This window comes from Mucilaginibacter sp. McL0603, assembly GCF_049992945.1.
Lineage (GTDB): Bacteria > Bacteroidota > Bacteroidia > Sphingobacteriales > Sphingobacteriaceae > Mucilaginibacter.
This window is the reverse complement of sequence record NZ_CP188251.1, coordinates 2111675-2133775: the sequence shown is the minus strand read 5'-3', so window position 1 is coordinate 2133775 and position 22101 is coordinate 2111675. Positions and strand designations below refer to the sequence as shown.

The following is a 22101-nucleotide window of genomic DNA, read 5'->3' as shown; positions in this document are numbered from 1 at the left end:
TTTATAGTGGACTTATATTAATCAATAATGGAGCTTAATCCGGTAAAAACATTTTATGATGAGCTGTCTGCAGATTACCATCTTAATTTTGGTAACTGGGATGAGGCGATTGCCAATCAGGCCAAAATCCTGGATAAGATCATCAAAGAATATGCGAATGGATCAGCCCAAACATTATTAGATTGCTCGTGTGGCATTGGTACACAAGCCATTGGTTTAGCGCAAATGGGTTATACGGTTACAGCGTCAGATCTAAGTCCGCTGGCAATTAAAAGGGCCGAAGAAGAAGCATTAAAAAGAAATGTCAGTATACATTTCAAAGTTGCAGATTTTCTGCGGATCGAGAATGAGATCGAAGATATCTTTGATGTAGTGATCAGCTGTGACAACTCCCTACCTCATTTGCTAAGCGATGCCGAATTGCAATTGGCCGCAAAAAATATACTATCGAAAATAAAACCAGGAGGTTTGTTCATTGCCAGCACCAGGGATTACGATGAATTATTAAAAAATAAGCCCATCAGCACATATCCTATTATTTCTGATATTGATGGCGCCAAAACATTCACTTTCCAAACCTGGGAATGGCTGGAGAATAACATTTATACCCTCAACCATTACGTTATAAAAGGTGCACCTGATAATTTCACTACAGGCTTAAGAAAAGTACAATACCGGGCTTATCAGCGCAATGAAATGGATGCTATTTTTAAGAATGCGGGGTTTACAGGGATTAAATGGTTGATGCCTGAGGAATCAGAGTATTATCAGCCTGTGATGGTGGCATTTAAGGCATAAATTCCAATCTGGGAGTCAAAAAATTCACCTTTTGTTCTTCGCTTGTGAATCCTGTTGGCTTTTCTCCATGTTTAAAAGCTTTAGGTGTACATGTATTTACAATTATTGTATAATAATACATTACTCGCTTATTTTTACAGTAATAAACTGCCTATATTTATATCGATTTATTCAATTCTTTATTACCTAAGTGCTTATCGATGAATATCAGGTCCGCTTTAATTCAGCCATTCAACTTTATATCAAAAAAAATAAGATATCTGAACCCAAAAATTGAATCCGGGAAAGACTCACTCAATTCAAATGGATATGAAGATTTAACACCGGTAGATGATGTTAAACAAAGTCAGAATTATTTGGAGGCGCTGAATTGGGGATTACAGAATCCAAATGTGAAAAATATTGCGCTCTCCGGACCATACGGTTCTGGTAAAAGCAGTATTCTCCGAACCTTTGAGAAAAAATTTCCTAAATATAGTTACTTAAAAATTTCATTAGCCTCCTTTCAGGATGAAGCTGTATTAATAACTGAAAATGAAACACTCCCGACTAATTTGATTGGGTCGACATCGCCGAATTCAGCGGAAGACAGGCATCAACTTATAGAGCTAAGTATATTACAGCAAATGTTCTATAGGGTTAAGGGTAAAGCCATTCCTGACTCACGTTTTAATCGAATCCAAAAAATTAGTAGATGGAGAATGACCTATTATGTTATAGTCGTTCTAATGACAATTTTGGGTATATCCTTATTACTTTTCCCAGCATTTTATGACACATTCGCTTGGTATACCCTTTTACATGAACCTTATTGCGACTGGCCTAAATATATAGGCATTTTGTTTTCAATTCCTGCAATTGTCAATTTAAGTGCCTTCGTTTTTAGGCTTTTAAACACTTCGAAATTTAACAAGATTAATTTAATTAAAGGAGAGGTGGAATTGGACCCCAAAAGCGAAACCTCTATTCTGAACAAACACCTTGATGAGATTTTATATTTTTTTCAGGTAACAAGATTTAACGTAATCTTTATAGAAGACCTAGATCGTTTTAACGATCCCGAAATTTTTACAAAACTGCGAGAAATGAATTTATTGATCAATAACGCTGATCAAATTATTAGAAAAGTCACGTTTGTTTACGCCATAAAGGATGATATGTTTAAAGATAAAACAAGAACGAAATTTTTTGATTTCATCATCCCTGTCATTCCTGTGATTAATTCATCCAATTCTTACGAACAAATGCATGAAAAGATTTTTCATGAAGGCTCGAAAATCGATATAAAGGAAAATTTTTTGAGTAACGTTACTTTATATATCGATGATATGAGAGCCTTAAAGAATATCTATAATGAGTTTATGCTTTATAGGTCAACATTAAACAATATCAAATTAAAAGACGATCAATTGTTTGCAATGATAGTCTATAAAAACATGTACCCGAATGATTTCGCGAAATTACATCACCATGATGGCATTTTGTATAACGTTTTTAATGACATAGGGCGAGTTAAAGAGAAATTCATAGCAAGAAAAAATTCAGAGCTTGATAATGAAAAGCGCAAATTAATTGATATTGAAAAGTCATGTCACTTGACTATCAACGAATTAAGATCTAGTTACCTTGTTGAAATGCTTAGCGGTCATCCCACTGCTTTGGGTTTGGTTGTGGATGGCCAGCAAAAAGCGCTTCCAGTTATACGGGATGACGATCAAGATTTTCTTTGGTTAACCAATCAAACCGATATTAGTTATTATTATTTTAATAACATTTACAGTAGAAACCAAAACACAAATACAGGAAAATCTTTTAATGATATTCAGAAAAAGGTTAATCCAGAGTTTACTTATTTAGAACGAGAGGCTGATTTAAAAGAGCATATTGCTAATGGCACAAAGAAGATTGAGGAAAAAATTTCGACCTTAAAGAGAGAAATTCATGAAATTCGAGGTCTTACGGTTAGTAAACTCTTAAATAAAGAGGCTTCAGCACTCAATGAATTCGACAATGATTTTTCGAAAGAAAATCTTTTGGTTTATTTAGTTAGAAATGGCTATATCAATGAAAACTATTTGTATTTAATATCTTACTTCTATCCAGGGAGTTTAAGTATCAATGACGCAAATTTTGCATTGAGTGTTGCAAATCGTGAAAACCAAGCATTTGATCTTGAGTTAACCAAAATAGCAAAACTTTTGGAGAGATTAACACCTGAAGATTTCAAAGAAGAAGTAATTTTAAATTTTCAGCTCGCAAATTATATTGCAGAACACCCTACTAAATATAAGATTCATTTAGAAAATTTAATGGGTCAATTTAATAATGAAATCAAGCGGGCAATGAATTTCTATGATGTCTATATCGACCGCTTTGTCACCAGCGCACCCTTCATCAGAAGCATATTTAAAAGTTGGAATAGATTAGGTGAATACATTGTTAAGGACTCTGGTTATACAAAAGAAAGAGTTATTGAGCATCTTAGATTTATTAGCCGATTTGGTACATCAGAAGATTTAAATCGGTTTAATATAAATAATTGCATTTCAAACTTTGTTGCTTCATCTGCTGATTTTATGATTTATTTTAAAGAGAATAGCGAATTGACAATTGCTGAAAATCTCATTAAAAGTCTAAATATCAAATTTGTTAAAATTGAAGAAGCAGAAGCGAATCAGCCATTATTTGATTACATATATAAAAACAATTGTTATAAGATTAATAGAGATATGATTACTTTGATATTGCGACAAAAATCAACAAGAGAAATCTCTAATTATCAAATTGACAAAGCAAATCTCACCACCATTCGTTCTTCAGATGTTCCAGAGTTATTAAATTATATAGAGGAAAATTTAGATGACTATGTCAATTCTATATTGATAATGTCGCCAGAAAACACAGAAGAGTCAGAGGAAACTATTATATGGATACTCAATAAAGTCACAACTATAATTTCTCATGATCAAAAGCTAAGTATCATTAGACAACAAAAAGCTTATGTCAAATTAATTACTTCCGTTTCAGACAAGGACATTTGGGCCAATTTACTTGAAGAGAATAAGATTTTTATTAGCTGGTATAATGTGATTTCTTATTTTGAAAAAACAGGTTTATTGGATGAAATACTAATTGCATATTTAAGTCAATACAATGTTTATCATATATTGAAAAGAATAAAATTCACTATAGGAACAAATAAGTCGATAGATATCTATCATAAATTCTCACAACAGCTCCTAACTACAAATGGAATCAACGACGCAGCGTACTTAAATTTATTAGATTCCAATCCATACCATTATCCTGGAAAATTGTCCGTTGAAAATCTATCTGAGATTAAGTTGTCCGGATTGATAAAACATAGAATAATTAGGCTCAATAAAGAAATGTTCGAGCTGTTGAGAAAAAATTTCTCAAATCAGATAAAGGAACTTGTGGAAGTCAATATAGTTGATTATCAAAAAAAATCAGGGGAATTCCTGTTGGAACTAGATGAATTTAATTATTTACTTAAATCCTCAAATTTATCCACAGAACAAAAAAAACAACTAATTACAGAGCTGACCCATGAGCATTTAGCAAAGAATAATGAATTAGCAATATTAATAGGTGATTTTTATGCCAATCTTCCCTATCAATCTCTGAATTGGGAGTTTTTTAATGAGATATTCAAATCAGCCACATTGAAAAACCAAATAATTTTATTTGAAAAGTATTTACGCGATTGGTCTCATATACAGATTAAAGAGCTTATCGAGCAGATGGGTCATCCGTATAGCCGATTAAATATTCATGGTAAACAAACTAAATTACCATTGACTAATACAAACCAATCAATAATTAAGCAATTAGAAGATAAAAATTATGTTCGTCGCAAAACTAAAATAGAGAAAGATATTATTAGAGTGTACAATATACTTTCTTAATATCGAGTACTCCAATTACATTTAAAAACTTCCTACCTTCAACACTGTTCATCAACTATGGAAGATCAAAAACAGCCACCTATCGCAGTAGGGACACAAGAAGGAAAAACTGTATCTGTAGCAGGTAATACTTACCGCATATTGGCTACCGGGAAACAAACCGGTAACGCATTTGCTACCATTGATATGATGGTTCCACCGGGCGGCGGCCCCGGTCCGCATGCGCACCCCGATATCCAGGAAACCTTTTACGTGGTAGACGGGGAAGTTGAAGTTAAATCAGAAGCCGGCACTTACATCGCCAAAAAAGGATCATATATAGTTATTCCCAAAGGTGGAATTGTACACGCCTTTAAAAATAAGACTGATCAAATGGCTCATCTGCTTTGCACGGTTGTTCCTGCCGGACTGGAAGAAATGTTCATGGAATTAGGCCAGCCCGTTGCTGTAGGCGAATTTCTGCCACCCCCTCCCATGTACCCTGAATCCATGAAAAAACTGATCGCAGTACTTGAAAAATACGGTCAAAAAGCTTTTCCGCCTGATTATCTTGATTGAGAGAACATTCCCGCCAATCACAGGTTTAAACATTTAAACAAACGAACAATGAAAGCCATACAATATTCCGATTATGGGGATTCCAGTGTTATCCATTTAAACCAGGTTGATAAACCCCAGCCAAAAGAAAATGAGATCTTAATTAAGGTAGCAGCCACAACCGTTAACCCCTTCGATATGAAATTACGCTCGGGGATGTTTAAAGGACAGATACTTATAAATATGCCCTATGTACCCGGGTCAGATGCTTCCGGCACTGTTGAGTCTATAGGCAGCGGCGTTTCCCGTTTAAAAGTTGGTGACAAAGTATTTGCCGGCAATTCTGGCGGCACTTACGCCGAGTACGTAGCTGTTAAAGAAGATAATACGGCTTTGATCCCAAAAAATATGAACCTGAATGAAGCAGCATCACTGGTCATTCCATTAGTTACCTCCTATACATTTTTAGTACAGGGGGGCGAGCTAAAAGCCGGGCAAAAAGTATTGATACATGGTGCAGCAGGCGGTGTGGGTAGTATAATGGTTCAAATGGCCAAGGCATTGGGCGCTTATGTTATCGGCACAGCATCAGGTGATGGTGTTGCACTGGCAAAATCGTTAGGCGCAGATGACGTGATCGACCACAAAAAACAGGATTTTACCAGCCTAGTAAAAGACGTAGATCTCGTTATAGACCTGGCCGGTGGCGAAACACAAACCAAATCCTTCCAGGTAGTTAAAAAAGGTGGCAAACTATTAAGTGCGGTTATGCCACCGTCTGAGGACATGGCTAATCAGTACCATATTACCGCCAAGTTCATGTCATCAGAACCCTCCCATAAAAAGCTCGAATTCGGCGCTGAACTGGTAGAAGAAGGCAAAATTAAAATCCAGATAGCCAAAGTAATGAAGCTGGAAGAAGCCGCCAAAGCACAAGACCTGGTTTCCGCCGGAGGCCTAAATGGCAAAGTAGTGCTGGTAGTTAGCGAATAAGCATTTAACAAAAAACCGCATCCGGCAATGCCGGATGCGGTAAATAAATTAATGTGTGGGGTTGTTAATTACTTACCATCTTTTACACGTACACCCTTCGCATCAAACATGCCCATCAGGCTGCCTTTAACGTGGTCATCATCAACAGGGTCAAGCGTAAGGCTTACGTCATAGCTTTGGATAGTGAAAGCTGCTGTTATGCTTTTATCTTTTTCGTCAATTTGAGTGATCTTGGTCAACTCTTTGCCGGTCGAATCCTGTACGGCACCTCCTAACTTACCATCTTTCCGTTCCAATACGAAAGTCATCTTAGCATCGCCATTAGGCGTACCAGCTACAACTACATCCCATTTACCAGGGAAATAATCTTTTGTTTGGGCACTTGCTTTTACCGAAAGAAATAGTGCAACAACTACTGTTAAAATTAAGGTCAGTTTTTTCATTTTTAATTTGATTTGATATTTATAATTGATTTGTATCTGTTATTTTGTAGCTCAGGCCATATCCAAATTTGTATAGCGGATCTTTGGAATCATAAGGCATATCTTCTTTCTGATTGCGTACTGCTTCCATTGACGATGGCATTTCTATAGGCAAATGGCCTCCCGGTTTATACTTACCAAAAACCACATCAAGAAACGCACGGTCATTTGAACCGAAGTTGGCGAAAAGTGCCTTGGCATTTTTGCTGATCTCGGGTATCACCGCAGGGCGGTCTAAATAAATATCCACTACGGTAGGCACAGTTTTTTCCAGGTCAAGAATATCCTGCAATGCCTGACCTTTAAAGTCCAGATCGCCCCAATGGAACATCTGTGCTATAAAGTTGCCTTTAGCTTCAGGTATTGGGTAGTTTGGTGTTTGCAACCTGATAATGGCAATATCTGCCTGTTTCGGATCACTTACAACAGTCCCGTACTCAGCCGCAATTTTTGGGTTGATGTTTTTGATATAGATTTTCAGCTTATTTGGCGCCAATGGCAATACATGTCCATCATTCTTTAATAAGGTAAGCGATCTGCGTTGAGCATCTTCACCGGCCTTCATAAATTCCGGACTGCCCACTATTGCTGCCGCCTTTTTCTCGTCAACAAAAGGATTATCAAAAAGGCCAAGCTCAAATTTCAAACGCAATAACCTAACGATCGACTCGTCAATGCGTTTTTCACTCACTTTACCGTCTTTCACCAGTTTTATAATTACATCAGGCAGGTTTTCACCCCCAAGCTGATCAACACCGGCATCGATAATTTTTTGCACACGTTCTTCAGTATTTAGGTTCTCAACACCCCATGCCCTTGCCGGAAAATTGATTGTACCTAGCTTCGAGTCGGTCACCAAACCCCAATCCGTACAAACCACGCCGTCATAATGATATTTCTTGCGTAAAAGTTCAGTGATAATGGCTTTGTTGTAAGAGAAACCTACTTCCGGTACATCTTTTTGTCCCATCGGAACACCGTAGTAAGGCATAATAGCCGCCGTGCCTGCTTTGAAAGCAGCTTCGAACGGAATTAAATGATAATTGAAATTATTACCCGGATAAACCTCACCCTTCTGAAAATCAAAGTGTGGATCAAGTCCGTTCTTTTGAGGACCGCCACCGGGAAAATGCTTCGTCATCATGGCAACGCTGTTAGCACCCAGCTTTTCGCCCTGGTAGCCTTTTATGTAGGCAGCAGTCATACGTGATGATAGCGCTGCATCTTCTCCAAATGTGCCTGCTATGCGCGGCCAGCGTGGTTCGGTTGATAAATCAATCTGTGGGTGCAAACCCTGCCTGATACCAGTGGCCAAATACTCCTGGCGCGAAATATCAGCAAAATGTTCCGTCTCCTTTTCATCACCAATAGCGGCTAATCCCAGGGGATCAGGCCACATAGAAAAAGTTTTAGCCGACATCGCAAAAATACCCGCGCTGTTTTGATTACGCGGATCGGAAGCGATAGTAAGCGGAATACCTAAACGCGTTTTTTCTTCGTATTTCTGTATCTTGTTATACCACATGGCCAAAGTATCAGGCGCTGGCACAACAAACAGGTTAAAGTGTGTAATATGGCGCTTGTCTATCTCATTAACCCCAACTGGTGAAAGACTTGCTAACAAACCCGTAGCTGGTTTATCTTCAATCGTCCCATCAGCATTAACTCTTACAGGCGAATAAAACATCATGCCTGCTTTTTCCTCGAGGGTCATTTTTTTAAGCAGATCCTGCACGCGGTCTTCAATAGGCTGACGCGCATCTTCATAAACATCCAGCTTACCATTTTTGTCCAGATCGCGATAGGTAATGTTCCCATCCGTCCGGACCAGGCTGGACTCAGCAATTACTTCAGGGGAAAGTTTGTTTTCGACCCGGCCTTTGGCGAAAGCAAGTACCGCTAACAGGGCCCCTGCCCCTGCTGCGTACGAAATTGGTTTGTTAATTCTCATGCGTTAAATAATTTAGTTTAATCAGGCTTTTAATATTGTTACTGCTTGTTTTACAGTTACTAATGGTCGGTTTCCGACCTTAGCCAATGTCATTTATTAAAATTTAATAAATAAAGGTAAAATCTTTTTTCGTACATTTATTAAAATTTAATAAATATATTTTTACACGGTTAAAATGAAAAGCCTTACAGAACTACAGGATTTTTTCAAAGACGGATATAAACACTATCTGCCTTTCTTAACCATCGACTGTGCAATTTTTGGTTATCACGACCAGCAATTGAAATTGCTGCTTGTAAAAAATAAGATCATTATCGATTGGTGCCTGCCGGGAGGGTTTGTTAAAAGGGGAGAAAAGTTAGATGAAGCCGCCGGACGGATCACGCAGGAACGCACAGGCATCAAAAACTTATTCCTGAAACAATTTAAAACCTTTGGCGACCCGGGAAGAAATTTGTATGAAAAGTTTGATAAACAAAAATTCGCCGACTTAACCGGAATAGAGATACAGGAGGATCATTGGCTGATGGACCATACCGTTTCAATAGGGTTTTATGCTATCACTGATATTTCAAACGCATCGCCTGAAGCGGACGTGTTTTCCAGCGAATGCGCCTGGTTCCCAATCGATAATTTACCAGAGTTAGCATTTGACCATGATGCAATGGTTAAAGAGGCATTACTTACCATGAGGGTGCACTTGTACCATTTCCCGATAGGGAAAAATATGCTGCCAGAAAAATTCACCTTGAAGGATATCCATGCGTTCTATGAAACCATGATCGGTAAAAAATTAAACCCGAGCAATTTCCCCAATAAACTGATCGCATTGGGCTTACTGGAAAAATTAGACGAGAAAAAAAACATAGGCGCCCACCGTTCCCCCACCTTTTACAGGTTCAACACAGAAGTTTACGACCAGGCGTTGAAAGAGGGATTGGTTTTGGCGTGACCTAGGTCAACGCAAACAGCATATTATTATAAAAAGTATTGCCTTTTTATTGACCGTCCCTGACAAAAGTGACATGATGTTTCATGGCGTTTTCTGTAAAATTGAGGGAAATAGAGTCGCCGGCTGCAATATATTTCCCATCAACCGGTATAACATTCCCATCATTGTCCTTAACATTAAACGAAAAATTATCCCCGCTGATTTTGCCGTCATTGATCGCTAAAGGCTCGCCCTCCGCCTGGGCTGTACCCATGAGCTTTTCCCCGTTAGTATTAAGAACAAGATGGAACTGGTGATCGTTGCCATCTTGATCTTTTAACGAACCTTTCCATTTACCCGCAAGGCCGGCAACAGCTGCCAGGCAAACGGCAAAACAAGCTATCAGCGTTGCCGTAATGAATATTTTTCTTTTCATATTTTGAGTTTTTTATAAGACGCATAAATTTGAATACACGTTACGAGGAAGCAAAAAAAACCGAGTTTTCACTCAGAGCTTTTTCCCACGCCCATTCAAGTTCGCTTGCGACTAATTCACGCTTATGTTATTTAAGCGTGGACGCTTAAATTGTTTTAGTTCAAGCGCAGACGCTTGAACTGGCGCAGGGCCTTTCGAATAATCTACCCAAAAAAACAACTTTGTGATAATGCCCAGGAAGCCTTTATTTAACAATTTTCTTCAAATCGGCAGTTGTAATGATAATCTCTACACCTTTTTTAGCTAAACCTTTGGAGAGTATTTTATCGCCTGTCCATAATTTAGCGTTAAGTTCAATCCCGAGCGCTATAAATGGGGTATCGTCTTCATCAATATCTTTTGTCAAAGCAAAAGCCTGAATCCATGATTGCTCACTGATTAATTCTTCTGAAACAAAATTTATAGTTGATAAAACTAGGGCTTCAATATCAAATAAAGCTTTTTGATCAAGTTTGGAATAAGCCGCTATTTTCAGAGCGTATCTTTTTAATTCTTCTTTAAGAAGTTCAGGTGCGAAGAATGTAAAGTCATCCTGGATGTTCATCAAAATTTCCCCAATCGCAGAATGGGGATTTAACAGCGTACTAAATACTATATTAGTATCAACTATTAATTTCACTTTATAAACCTGCCTTTATTTTCGGCCCACCAACGCTTTTTGGATTCATCTGCCAGTTTATTAGCCTGTTCCTCTGTACCTTCGCTTTTTCTGATGGCTTCTTTATATTTGAGGTAATTAACTATCCGTTGCAATCCGGCAATATCAATATCGGCAGGTAAGCGGAATATGATCTCGTTATTTGTTCGTTCAATTACCATATAACAAAAATACTAAAATTATTAATACGGAAATCACAGTATTTATAAGCTGAAAGGTTAATGCTTATTCTAACATGCTAATATTGAATAATCAAGGCAATTTATAATTGAAGCTTTACAACGACCATTGGTTTTTATAATTCGGACATTTCGTGTAGCGCCTTAACGGGTATACTTACAGCCCTATTGTTTATAAAGGGCATTACACTTTGGATTTTAAATGCACCGGATTTTAATGCAGGATCGTTCAATATGATCTGTTCAAAATCATCTGCTGAAGAGACAAAAAGTATAATACAAGCTGCCGGCTGGTTCATAGCCGCCCCATAGCATATTACTTTCCCTTTTTTTTGCAGCCGCTGATAATATTGAAGATGGCTTAAGTCGATTGAGGACGAGCAGGCATGTTTAACCTTTCTATTTTTTTCAAGGGTTAACTGAACATAATGAGGTCCGTTATAGTGATTAATGTTGTCAGTCATGTACTTTAATGATTTAATGGTCTGGTATCGTCATTTTAACGTCCGATTTTTGAGCGGTTTTCTTTTTTATTGTTATGATAACCAAAGGAATACAAGCAGCATTCATGATAGCCAGTAACAAAAAGGCGTTCATATAACTCAACAAAAATGTTTGTTTAGCCACAGTGGCTTCCAAAGCACCCAGAGCTTGCTGGACAGCCCTCATATAGTTGGCCCCATGTGCCATAAAATTCCTTATTCCCAGTTGTATTCTTTCGTGAGTAGCCGGGTCAGACGAAGTAATATGGGTGACTAAAGCCGTCCTGTTGGCAGCGGCCCTATGCGCGATATAGGTGTTTATCATGGCTATTCCAAAGGAACCGCCCATTTGGCGCATCATATTATTAAGGGCTGCTCCCTGCGGGATATCTGCAGGCTTAAGCTCTGATACTGCTAATGCAGTAAGGGGAACAATCAGTAATGCGGCACCTACACCTCTGAATAACAATGGAATGAAAAAGCTGGCAGAACCTGTCTCCAAATTTGAGCCGGACATCAGGTATCCAAAAATAGCGGACAAACCAAATCCTGTAATGATCAGGTATTGCGGACGGAGCCCACTTTGTAACATTTTTCCCAGGAATGGCGAGATCATTGCAGCCATTAATGTCCCCGGTAAAAGCATCGTACCGGTTTGAAATGCAGAATAACCGATGACACGTTGGGCATATAGTGGAAAAACAAAGACCGCGCTAAAAAGCCCGAATCCAAGTACAAAGGTCATAATGGCCGAAATTGACAAAGTAGTGCTTTTTAAAACCCTCAAATTGATAACAGGGTATTTGATGCGCAGTTCCCACCATATCAGTATTAACAATGCAATACCGGCGATGATGCTCAAAACAAGTATATAGGTTGCGGAGAACCAATCATCGGTTTCGCCCCTTTCTAAAACGATCTGCAATGAACCAATACCAATTGCCAACAGGAAAATCCCCAACCAATCGATACTTCGCCCATCAGTGGATCTTGTAGAAGGTCTGAGATATGCATAAGATAATATTGCAGCCATTAATCCTATAGGGATATTTACGTAAAATATCCATTGCCATGATAAATTATCCACGATGTATCCGCCCAACACAGGACCTATAGATGGACCAATAATAATACCTAAGCTAAATATCCCGCTTGCTGTTCCACGTTCTTTAACCGGGAAGGTTTCAAACAGAATAGATTGTGATGTAGATAATAAAGCACCACCACCAATGCCCTGTATAAAACGAAATCCTACTAATTCCCATAAATTATGAGAAAATCCGCACATGGCAGAGGCAAGTGTAAATAAAATAATAGACCCTATATAATACTGCTTCCGACCAATCTTTTCTGCTAAAAAGCTGGTCATCGGGATAATTATTACGTTGGCTATGGCATAAGAAGTAATAACCCAGGCAGTATCTTCTAATGATGCACCTAAATTCCCGCTCATTGTATTAATAGATACATTTACTATTGTAGTATCAATCAGCTCGATAATTGTAGAAGTAATGATAGTGACAACAATTATCCATTTTCTAAAACCGGTTTCCATGATGCAAAAGTAGAAGCGGCTATTTGTTTTCTATTTATAGTATTCAAGCAGATATTTATAATTTTCAAACATTTGTATATTTTTCAATCATCAAAAAGTCACATTTGGTTATAATAATCAAATATTTATACCTTTATACCATGTTAATCACGGAAACACTCGAAGAATTTTACCAACGCTACCCCGTCCCGAATCAAAAAGTATTTGCCGAGAACAATACGGGTCAGGGTCATTTTAACGTGTTTTTGCGAATGGCCTGCGATAACAGATGGTCTTTCAGCCGGCGCGATTTTTATAAAATAGCGCTGGTCATTGGCAATGGAAAAATGCATTACGCGGATAAATGGGTAACTATAGACCGGCCCGCACTGGTGTTTTCCAGTCCTTCGGTACCCTCGTTCTGGGAACCAGGGCCCGGCCCGCAAACAGGCTGGTTCTGCTTATTTACACAAGCTTTTATCGAATCACACGAGTATAAAGGTGCACTGCAGGATTTTCCGCTGTTTCAGGTGGGCGGCAGCCACATCGTGTTTTTAAATGAAGCCCAGTTAGCATTTCTGTCGGCAACGCTTGGGAAAATGATGGAAGAAATGGATTCAGATTATGTCTACAAATACGACCTGCTGCGAAACTATCTGTATATCCTCATGCACGAGGCTTTAAAGATAGCGCCGGTGACCACCTATGAAACCAATACAAGTGCCGCGGCAAGGATCACCACCTTATTTTTGGAGCTATTGGAAAGGCAGTTCCCGATTGATTCGCCCGAGCAATTTCTTAAACTAAAAACAGCCAATAATTATGCGCAAAGCCTTGCGGTGCATACCAACCACTTGAACAGGTCGATCAAAGAAATCACCGGAAAAACCACTACCCAGCATATCTCCGAACGTGTTTTAATAGAGGCCTACGCTTTATTGAAGCATACCGACTGGAGCATCGCCCAGATAGCCAACGGCCTTGGCTTTGAAGAACCGGCTTACTTCGCCAACTTCTTTAAAAAATACACCGGTTTATCTCCCGTGATGTCCCGGCTGGCAAGTGTTCAAAAATAGTTTATTACCGCAGGGTCTCCCAACAGTTTAAGTTAACCCATAAAATCGGGATCACACCAAGCGTTCCTATGGAACGCACTTGCATGTGTCCATTTTTTCTACCAACCAAACACCCCGATGGGCCGAAGAGTATAAGAAAGCGTCCTGTAGGGACGCTTGGTTGGTAGAAATTAGTCAAGTAAGCCGTTTTTACGTTCCATAGGAACGTTTGGTGATATCGAAATTGCTCCCGGGTGCAATTATATACCTTAAAATTTTATGGGTTAACTTAAACCCAACAGAGACGGGAAACTATATATGATATGAAGAATCGCATTGCTACAAAAAAAGCGGACAACTCCCGTCATCCGCTTCATATTAGTCAAATTAACATTACCTGTTTTTACTATGGTGATGGCGGTGAGGTTCATAAAACCTATCATCATCAAAATGTTCATGACGATAAAACTCGTCTTCGTCGTATGCACTATGACGTTGCGGCTCTAAAATCCTGCGGATAGCCATCTCCACGTGCCGCGAAAGCCTGCCTTTTTCATATAACGGTAATTCATCCAACTGCTGGGCGCTAACCGATGGTATGTAAACCACATTGCCGCCTTCTGCCGGATCATAAGCGCTATAAGCAGGATCGAGGTCCCTTTCGCGGGGTTCCTTACTATCAGCCTTAGTATACAATTCAGCAATTCCAATCGGGACAAGTACCCTCCGGTCCTCATTCAGTCCCAATTCATTATTATCCAGGTCGACAACAAGGTACCTTACCTTGTGCGAATGCGGGTCAAAAAGCAGGTCGTCTACTTTGCCTATTTTTTTACCGCTGCGGGCTTTTATGTTCCAGCCTGTAATATCCGGCTGCCCGTCTACTATTTTGTAACCACTACGATGCAATTCTTCGAGGCGGTGGTCAATTTTTTCTTCCGGTGCCATAATTTTTCGATGTTATAGGTTTATTTAGCAGGATGCGTCGCCGTAGAATCTGTGGTGGTTACAGTTTTGGTAGAGTCGGTGCTTGTCACGGCTATCTTACCGCTACCGCTATAACTGCTCCAAAAATAATAAGCTGCCGCGACGATTACGATCACGATGATCAGCCAAAGCCACCAGTTGCTGCGGTTCCTGGGTTTCACTTCTAAATGTGCCATGTTTTTAATAGATGATGTATCTTATAAACAAGTGAGAGGCAATAAGTTTTGTATTTTTTTTAAACAAGATAATTTACAATCGGCTCATTATCATATTTTCCTTGCCGTAATTAGTGCTATTTTTATACTTACAAAAACTTAAACCGCTGGTTAGGGGTTTAGGTAGTACACATACCCGGATATGGCCTTTATTGATTATTACAAGATACTCGGCGTTGATAAAAACGCTACCGAAAAAGATATAAAAGCGGCTTACCGCAAGCTGGCCCGCAAGTTTCATCCCGACCTGAACCCAAATGATACTGAAGCAAATAAAAAGTTCCAACAGATAAACGAGGCTAACGAGGTGTTAAGCGACCCGGAAAAACGCAAGAAATACGACAAGTACGGCGAAAACTGGCAGCACGGCGAGGAGCACGAACAATACGCCCGGCAACAACAGCAACGCGGCCAGCAATACAGTGGTTTTGGCGGTGGTCAAGGCCAGGGTTTCGAAAGTTTTGAGGGATTTGGTGATGGCGGGGATTTCTCAGATTTTTTCCAGCAGATGTTTGGCGGAAGTGGCGGCGGCGGACGCAGTCGCGCCCAGGCAAAATACCGCGGACAGGATTTTAATGCCGAATTGCACCTGGGCTTTAGAGAAGCAGCCGAAACGCATAAACAAACGCTTACTGTAAATGGCAAGCAAATACGTATTACCATCCCGGCAGGTGTTGAGAATGGGCAGACGATAAAGATAGCCGGGCATGGCGGTCCGGGTAGTAACGGCGGGCCGGCTGGTGATTTGTATATTGCTTTCGTTATAGCCAATGACCCTAATTTTAAAAGAACAGGTGCCGATCTATATGCCAACGTAAAGCTCGACTTATATACCGCTGTACTTGGCGGCGAAATAACGGTAGATACGCTAACAGGCAAGGTAAAACTAAAAGTCGCCCCCGGCACACAAAACGGCACCAAAGTAAAACTAAAAGGAAAAGGCTTCCCGGTTTATAAAAAACCTGATCAGTTTGGCGATCTGTATCTTACTTACGATGTACAGATACCCACCAACCTTACCGACAAGCAGAAAGAGTTGTTTACCCAATTAGCTGAAAGTTAGTTGATTAAGTTGGATTGGGTTGATTAGGTTGATTGAGTTAACTTTAATTATAGAATCCCCAATCATATCATAATTTAGAGTTTAGAAATTAGAATTTAGGATTTAGAAATTAGAGCTTAGAATTTAAAAAAATAGCATTTAGAATTTTAAAAACCATGACCACAGCAACCCTCATATCAACCAATGATTTTTGTACCTGGCACCAGGTGGAATATACTTTTATCACTTCGCTGCGCGAAGCCGGGCTGGTGGAAATCACTATTGTCGACAAGACGGAATATATCCCCGAAACGCAATTGCAAAAACTGGAGAAAATGATTAGGATGCACCATGATCTGGATATCAATATTGCCGGGATTGAAGCCATTACTCATTTGCTGGACAGGCTTGAATCCATCCAGGAGGATATGCGCACATTAAAAAACAAGCTAAGGCTTTATGAGGGAGACTGATAGCAAATGACAGTTGCTGACATCAGGGAACAGCGTTTGCTCAACCAGCACCTCGCCTCGCCTATTTTTACCAATCCAGCTGATATTGTATACTATATGGGCGCCATACAGGCGCAGGATTATTCGGGCGCTAAATGGGCCATAGCACAGCGTTTGCAGGGTGCCACTGATGCCCTGATCGAAAAAGCATTTACCGATGGGGACATCATCCGCACCCATGTAATGCGCCCCACCTGGCATTTTGTTCATCCTGAAGATATACGCTGGATGCTGCAATTGACATCAGCAAGGGTGCAGGCAACTGCAAGTACCTATTATAAACAGCATCAATTAGATCACAAAGTTTTTTCGGACAGCGAAAAGGCTATAGCACTAGCATTACAGGGTAGCAAGCAGTTAATGCGGGATGAGGTAGCTGATGTCTTGCAACAAGCCGGGATAGCCACAAACGAACTACGTTTCATCCACATTATGATGCAAATGGAACTTATCGGCCTGGTTTGCAGCGGCGGCAGACAGGGTAAGCAATTCACCTATACTTTATTTGATGAACGTGTACCTTCTACTAAAGTGATAGACCGCCAGGATGCTTTGGCTGCACTTACTGAACGCTATTTTACATCTCACGGTCCGGCCACTTTGCAGGATTATGTTTGGTGGAGTGGGCTAACAGTTGTAGATGCCAAAACGGGACTCGAAATGGTAAAGCATAAATTATCAAGCGAAACAATAGATGGTAATGCCTATTGGTTTACTGAACGTTTGGATGCCCCTGAAAATAAAACCCCAACCACCTTTCTGTTGCCAAATTACGACGAATACATCGTGAGCTACAAAGACCGCAGCGCGTCTATAGAATCATCCGATATAAACAAAGCCGATCCGCGGGGTACTATCTTTAACCACACCATCATTATCAACGGCCGTATTTGTGCTATTTGGAAACGTACGATCGGAACAAATAAAGTCGATATTGAGGTTATTCCCTTCAAGCCATTGAGTAAAGTAAACCAGGCTGCAATAACATCGGCAGCAAAACGCTATGCGAAGTTTTCAGGGGTGAAGGACGTAAAATTACATATTCGTTAAACGCAAATACCTCGTTTACGACTAAAGACTGTTGACTTGACACTAGAGATTTTATTACAGGAAAACCATATGAGTTCTTAAAATCTTCGTAAGGTTTTTCCTAATCGTCGTGCCCTGATGCTTCCTCGGCCATTTCATGAATGATATTATCCAAACGGTTCAGTTCTGCTTGAAAATGCTTGAGCACTTCAGCATCGCCAGGATAAGCTTTAAGCATTTCAGAAAGAGCTTTCAGGTTGGCTAAAGGACTGCGGATAAGGTGCGATTGTTTCCATGCCATTTCCTTTATACTGTTGATATGGTCTTGTATACTTTCATATGCACTTTTGAGGCTTTGCTCTGCATTTTTCCTTTCGGTTATATCGTAAAAGGCCATCAGCATACCTAATGTCTCTTTATGATTATCGCTGGTAATGGGTGATAATCTTACATCGTACCAACTTGTCGACCCGTCATTTTTTAGATAATCCACTTCATAGCTGATATGCTTCCCGGCTATCACATTTTTAATAAAATTGAGAAACTGGGAGAATCTTTCGGCCGGAAAAAAATCAGCGAGACTATCGCCTTTTTGCGGAGTGCGTTGATATTGCTCTTCAACAAATTCAATAGCTTTCTGATTAAATGCAAGCGCTTTTAAGTCCAGGTCAAATAAAGCGTAGGCTGTATCAGTTGATTTAAGGATCGTTTGCAAATTAGCCTCTGATTTTTGAAGCGATTCTTCAGCTTTAAGTTTCTCCGTAATGTCGTTCGTTAATGAAAGCCTTACCGATCTGCCTTCAAGTATAATATCATTAGCAATGATCTGAACAACCATCACCGTGCCATCCTTTTTTATATGTCTTATAGTACGTGAGTCCGTGGTGGTGTTCAAGTTCTCTTTATAGCCCTCTAATTGCTTTTCTCTGTCTTCTGCGGTTCTAAATGTCCTGGCATTCATATGCAGCAATTCTTCCTTAGTATAGCCATATAAGCTGGCAGCAGCATCATTTGCCGCAATAATAGACAGGTCGTCTTTGGATATCATCCATAGCGGAAGCGGGTTACTGTCAAAAAGCAATTTATATTTCTGTTCAGATGATCTTAGCTCTTCTTCCGCTTTTCTACGTTTAGTAATATCTATCATCGAACCTATAATGGTAGGCTCATTATCAATTATCGCCCTGCTCCCGAAAAATTCAACCCAATTAGTTGTGCCATCCTTCTTTTGGCCCATCGCCTCATAATGAACACTTTCCACCTCGCCAGTTATACGTTTCCGCACATTCTCTGTTGTAATATGGCGGTAGCTTTCATGAATAATTGTTTCTATCGGCACAGTATCCGTTAATTCTTCAGGTGCGTAACCAAAAACTTCTGCAAACCTGGGGTTTACATAAATAAATTTGCCGTTTTTAACAATGTAAACACCTACCATTGATTTTTCGGCCATAGTCCTGAATTTTAGCTCTGCATCCCGAAGCTCCGTTTCCATTTTTTTACGATAGGTGATATCACGCGCAATTACTAATATCATATTGCCCGAAAACATTTTTACGTTGATCTCGACCGGGAATACATGCTTATCTTTACGCATAAATCTTCTTTCCCGAAATTCGGACCGGTCAGGATTTTGTATGACTGTCGGCAATGGATCATACTTTAACTCTTCCGGATCAACGATCTGCCTAACGTTTAATTGAAGCAATTCATCGCGTGTATAGCCCATCATTTTACACATGCTGGCATTCACATCGGTAAAACTCCCGTCAATGTTAATCATGTAAATAGCATCTGACGCTTGTTCGATCAGCGAACGGTATTTCTCCTCGCTTTTCTGGTACTCGGCCGACCGCTCTTTTACTCTTTTCTCAAGTTCAGCATTCATTAATTTTACTTCTTCTTCAGCAGCCGATCGCCTTTCATCTATTCTGTTCAGCCAGCTGGCCGTACTCCATATAATGATCATACTTACCAATAAAAAACAAATGGCCAGTAACGATATGCTTGTATTTAAATTAAATTGCTGATAATGCTGTATTTGTATCCTTATAAGCCCGAACAAGATCACCATAATGAGCATCAGGATAAAAAGCCGTTTGGCCACCAGGTTGCCTATCCGGGTTCCGGTCAACAAATACGGAACACCCATCATAGAATTATAAATGGAAGCAGCAATTGATAAAATAAAAAAAAGAATTGCTGTATGTGCCGCCATTGAACTCACATAAAACAGCGAATTAAATAATGACACTCCGTACATGTAGCCGATCAATGCGACAGTTGATAAAATTGTAACTGCGTGCAACAAGTATTGGGCTATTAAATTCATTACCCTGTTCTTAACAGTAAGCATTAAAAAACCCAGACCAAGCAGGGAAACATTAACGGCTGCGTTATAGGCCATACGACCAGGAAACAGGTGAATGCTGGATATTTTTGTATTGTCTTTTACAAATAGCTGGTCAAGGCCACTATTAAAATGAAAAAGAAACTGGAACAGGGAGATCAGACCGATCAGAGTACAAGAGAGCGAAAGGATAAAAAAAATGATAGTTTTAAATTTGGTTCGATGCAGTATGAGCAATAATGATGTTCCGAACAGGACGAAACAAAAAGCCATGTTAAACACCATCGATTCAAACCCGGGCACGATTTGCTTCAGGCCAGGCATGTTAAATACCCAGCCAAGCATAACAATAGTCCCTACGGCTATAGCTATGCAGCAGATCACTGCAATAAACCTATCTTTTTGCCGATCAGTCATAAAAAAATAAACTTGAAAATTGTATAATAACGATAATATTTGATCTAGATTTCAATGCCTTATTTAATTATAACTAAAATTGGGGTTAAAGTTAGAATTAAATAGACAAATAATATAACAGAAGCTAAATAGCTGGACATAATGTCATAGGTATGAGAATGTTAGATTATCTTTTGCCTTCCATAAAGTCTTTCAGGGCCTGTTGGGTAAATTCCGACAGTACCAGTTCGCCGCTGATAGCAGCACGTTCTGCAAGCAAGGTATCCCAGTCTTCTGTTCCCTCCCATAATATTTGCTTTAAGCCATGCAATGCTTCGGGATGATAAGAAGCAAGCTTTTGCGAAAGCTGATCAAGGGCAGCATCCATGCTGATGATATCTGGATATACTTCGTTATAAAGTCCTTTTTCTTTAGCCCATGCAGCGGTTTGAAAATCTATAGCACGGATAGTGAGCTGAGAAAATGCGGGCAGGCCTATTTTGCGTATTACAGCGGGTGATATCACAAAGGGACCAATACCAATAGCCAACTCGCTCAGTTTTATGGATGCCGCTTCTGTCGTCAGGCAATAATCCGCTGCTGCTGCAAGCCCTACCCCGCCTCCAACGGCTTTCCCTTGTATACGTGCAATAATGATCTTCGGCGATTTACGGCAAGCATTGATCACCTTTGCAAAGCCAAAAAAAAATTCGGCACCGGCTGCTTTATCTTTTATTTGCACCAATTCATCAAAACTTGCCCCGGCGCAAAACGTACGGTCTCCTTCACTTTTTAATACGATTATACTTGTATTCGTATTATTTCCTGCCTTTTCTATCTCAACACAAAGCTGGTCTAAAAGCTGTGCCGGTAATGAGTTTTGTGCGGGATGATAGAAACTGATCGTATTAACGCCATCTTTCAGGCTCGACTTTACATTTCCATTAGAATTTTCAGGCATAATAAAATTGGATCATTTAGGATAATACTGCCAATATCGACAGATTTCAGCAATCATACAACAGTCATATCCTTAAGAGCATATTTATTAATAAAATATATTGATACACAGTTAATTCATCTAAATTTCATAATTACTTGCTATTATTGTAATAATATAATTAATTAACTAAAACTATAGATTTGAAATTACTAGTCATTGAAGATAATCGCGACATAGAAGAAATCATGGACTTCATTTTGAAAGATGACGGGCACGAGGTGGTATCCTGCCCGGATGGAAGTTCATTAGATTTACTTGATACGATAAAACCTGATGTTATATTAATGGACGATAAATTGGCTGAAGTAAGAGGAAGTGCACTTTGTCTGCAGTTAAAAAACAACGACGCCACAAAAGGCATCCCGGTAATATTAACCTCAGCTATGCCCGATCTGCCAAATACTGCAATAAAATGCAATGCAGATGCCTATCTCGAAAAGCCTTTCAATATTGATAGCCTGATCGAAATTATTAAACGTTTTGCCAAATAGTAAACTGCGATTCTTTTCAGAATTTCTTAGCTATTTTTACTTTTTAAAGAA

Annotated in this window: 21 protein-coding genes; 10 read left to right on the top strand and 11 right to left on the bottom strand. The window is 39.5% G+C overall.

Going from position 1 to position 22101, the window contains the following annotated elements:
* Positions 1 to 27: 27 nt before the first annotated feature.
* From ACPPVU_RS09945 to ACPPVU_RS09930, 4 genes are all read left to right on the top strand, one after another.
* Positions 28 to 798, top strand: a complete 771-nt coding sequence (locus ACPPVU_RS09945) for a class I SAM-dependent DNA methyltransferase (protein ID WP_426671548.1) — start codon at positions 28 to 30, stop codon at positions 796 to 798.
* A 200-nt stretch (positions 799 to 998) separates the two neighbouring features.
* Entirely contained in the window at positions 999 to 4727 is a 3729-nt protein-coding gene (locus ACPPVU_RS09940; protein ID WP_426671547.1) for a hypothetical protein, read from the top strand.
* 57 nt (positions 4728 to 4784) lie between these two features.
* Positions 4785 to 5285, top strand: a complete 501-nt coding sequence (locus ACPPVU_RS09935; RefSeq protein ID WP_426671546.1) for a cupin domain-containing protein — start codon at positions 4785 to 4787, stop codon at positions 5283 to 5285.
* 48 nt (positions 5286 to 5333) lie between these two features.
* Positions 5334 to 6257, top strand: coding sequence for an NADP-dependent oxidoreductase (locus ACPPVU_RS09930; RefSeq protein WP_426671545.1), 924 nt, complete (start codon positions 5334 to 5336; stop codon positions 6255 to 6257).
* A 68-nt stretch (positions 6258 to 6325) separates the two neighbouring features.
* On the opposite strand, the gene ACPPVU_RS09925 is transcribed toward ACPPVU_RS09930, so the two are convergent.
* Both ACPPVU_RS09925 and ACPPVU_RS09920 read right to left on the bottom strand, forming a co-directional pair.
* Positions 6326 to 6700 (bottom strand): hypothetical protein, encoded by a 375-nt coding sequence (locus ACPPVU_RS09925; RefSeq protein ID WP_426671544.1) that lies wholly within the window; start codon positions 6698 to 6700, stop codon positions 6326 to 6328.
* Between the two features lie 19 nt (positions 6701 to 6719).
* Positions 6720 to 8690, bottom strand: a complete 1971-nt coding sequence (locus ACPPVU_RS09920; RefSeq protein ID WP_426671543.1) for a glycoside hydrolase family 3 protein — start codon at positions 8688 to 8690, stop codon at positions 6720 to 6722.
* Positions 8691 to 8865: 175 nt separating this feature from the next.
* Here ACPPVU_RS09920 and ACPPVU_RS09915 point away from each other — a divergent pair, with 175 nt between their 5' ends.
* Complete coding sequence (locus ACPPVU_RS09915) at positions 8866 to 9642, top strand: NUDIX hydrolase (RefSeq protein WP_426671542.1); 777 nt, start codon at positions 8866 to 8868, stop codon at positions 9640 to 9642.
* 46 nt (positions 9643 to 9688) lie between these two features.
* Here the strand turns inward: ACPPVU_RS09915 and ACPPVU_RS09910 are convergent, their stop codons facing one another.
* The 5 genes from ACPPVU_RS09910 to ACPPVU_RS09890 form a co-directional block, all read right to left on the bottom strand.
* Positions 9689 to 10057, bottom strand: a complete 369-nt coding sequence (locus ACPPVU_RS09910) for a hypothetical protein (RefSeq protein WP_426671541.1) — start codon at positions 10055 to 10057, stop codon at positions 9689 to 9691.
* 244 nt (positions 10058 to 10301) lie between these two features.
* Positions 10302 to 10736 (bottom strand): PIN domain-containing protein, encoded by a 435-nt coding sequence (locus ACPPVU_RS09905; protein ID WP_426671540.1) that lies wholly within the window; start codon positions 10734 to 10736, stop codon positions 10302 to 10304.
* Positions 10733 to 10936, bottom strand: coding sequence for a hypothetical protein (locus ACPPVU_RS09900; protein ID WP_426671539.1), 204 nt, complete (start codon positions 10934 to 10936; stop codon positions 10733 to 10735). The genes ACPPVU_RS09905 and ACPPVU_RS09900 overlap by 4 nt, the downstream gene beginning before the upstream one ends.
* Before the next feature lie 134 nt (positions 10937 to 11070).
* On the bottom strand, positions 11071 to 11418 hold the full coding sequence (locus ACPPVU_RS09895; RefSeq protein ID WP_426671538.1) for a YciI family protein: 348 nt from the start codon (positions 11416 to 11418) through the stop codon (positions 11071 to 11073).
* Positions 11419 to 11431: 13 nt separating this feature from the next.
* Positions 11432 to 12991 (bottom strand): DHA2 family efflux MFS transporter permease subunit, encoded by a 1560-nt coding sequence (locus ACPPVU_RS09890; protein WP_426671537.1) that lies wholly within the window; start codon positions 12989 to 12991, stop codon positions 11432 to 11434.
* Positions 12992 to 13131: 140 nt separating this feature from the next.
* On the opposite strand from ACPPVU_RS09890, the gene ACPPVU_RS09885 reads away from it, so the two are divergent.
* Complete coding sequence (locus ACPPVU_RS09885; RefSeq protein ID WP_426671536.1) at positions 13132 to 14046, top strand: helix-turn-helix domain-containing protein; 915 nt, start codon at positions 13132 to 13134, stop codon at positions 14044 to 14046.
* Positions 14047 to 14418: 372 nt separating this feature from the next.
* On the opposite strand, the gene ACPPVU_RS09880 is transcribed toward ACPPVU_RS09885, so the two are convergent.
* Both ACPPVU_RS09880 and ACPPVU_RS09875 read right to left on the bottom strand, forming a co-directional pair.
* On the bottom strand, positions 14419 to 14973 hold the full coding sequence (locus ACPPVU_RS09880; protein ID WP_426671535.1) for a PRC-barrel domain-containing protein: 555 nt from the start codon (positions 14971 to 14973) through the stop codon (positions 14419 to 14421).
* Between the two features lie 20 nt (positions 14974 to 14993).
* The gene (locus tag ACPPVU_RS09875; RefSeq protein ID WP_426671534.1) at positions 14994 to 15188 is read right to left on the bottom strand and encodes a hypothetical protein; all 195 of its coding nucleotides are present in this window, start codon (positions 15186 to 15188) and stop codon (positions 14994 to 14996) included.
* Between the two features lie 181 nt (positions 15189 to 15369).
* Here ACPPVU_RS09875 and ACPPVU_RS09870 point away from each other — a divergent pair, with 181 nt between their 5' ends.
* From ACPPVU_RS09870 to ACPPVU_RS09860, 3 genes are all read left to right on the top strand, one after another.
* Positions 15370 to 16290 carry a DnaJ C-terminal domain-containing protein gene (locus ACPPVU_RS09870; protein ID WP_426671533.1) on the top strand — a complete coding sequence of 307 codons (921 nt, stop codon included), beginning with the start codon at positions 15370 to 15372 and terminating at the stop codon, positions 16288 to 16290.
* A gap of 155 nt (positions 16291 to 16445) precedes the next feature.
* Positions 16446 to 16742 (top strand): chaperone modulator CbpM, encoded by a 297-nt coding sequence (locus ACPPVU_RS09865; protein WP_426671532.1) that lies wholly within the window; start codon positions 16446 to 16448, stop codon positions 16740 to 16742.
* A gap of 6 nt (positions 16743 to 16748) precedes the next feature.
* A complete protein-coding gene (locus tag ACPPVU_RS09860) occupies positions 16749 to 17831 on the top strand; it encodes a winged helix DNA-binding domain-containing protein (protein WP_426671531.1) in 1083 nt (360 codons plus the stop codon).
* Between the two features lie 100 nt (positions 17832 to 17931).
* On the opposite strand, the gene ACPPVU_RS09855 is transcribed toward ACPPVU_RS09860, so the two are convergent.
* Both ACPPVU_RS09855 and ACPPVU_RS09850 read right to left on the bottom strand, forming a co-directional pair.
* Positions 17932 to 20577, bottom strand: coding sequence for a PAS domain S-box protein (locus ACPPVU_RS09855; protein WP_426671530.1), 2646 nt, complete (start codon positions 20575 to 20577; stop codon positions 17932 to 17934).
* A 166-nt stretch (positions 20578 to 20743) separates the two neighbouring features.
* Positions 20744 to 21517: an enoyl-CoA hydratase/isomerase family protein gene (locus tag ACPPVU_RS09850; protein WP_426671529.1), complete on the bottom strand. Its 774-nt coding sequence runs from the start codon at positions 21515 to 21517 to the stop codon at positions 20744 to 20746.
* Between the two features lie 182 nt (positions 21518 to 21699).
* On the opposite strand from ACPPVU_RS09850, the gene ACPPVU_RS09845 reads away from it, so the two are divergent.
* A complete protein-coding gene (locus ACPPVU_RS09845) occupies positions 21700 to 22050 on the top strand; it encodes a response regulator (protein ID WP_426671528.1) in 351 nt (116 codons plus the stop codon).
* Positions 22051 to 22101: the final 51 nt, after the last annotated feature.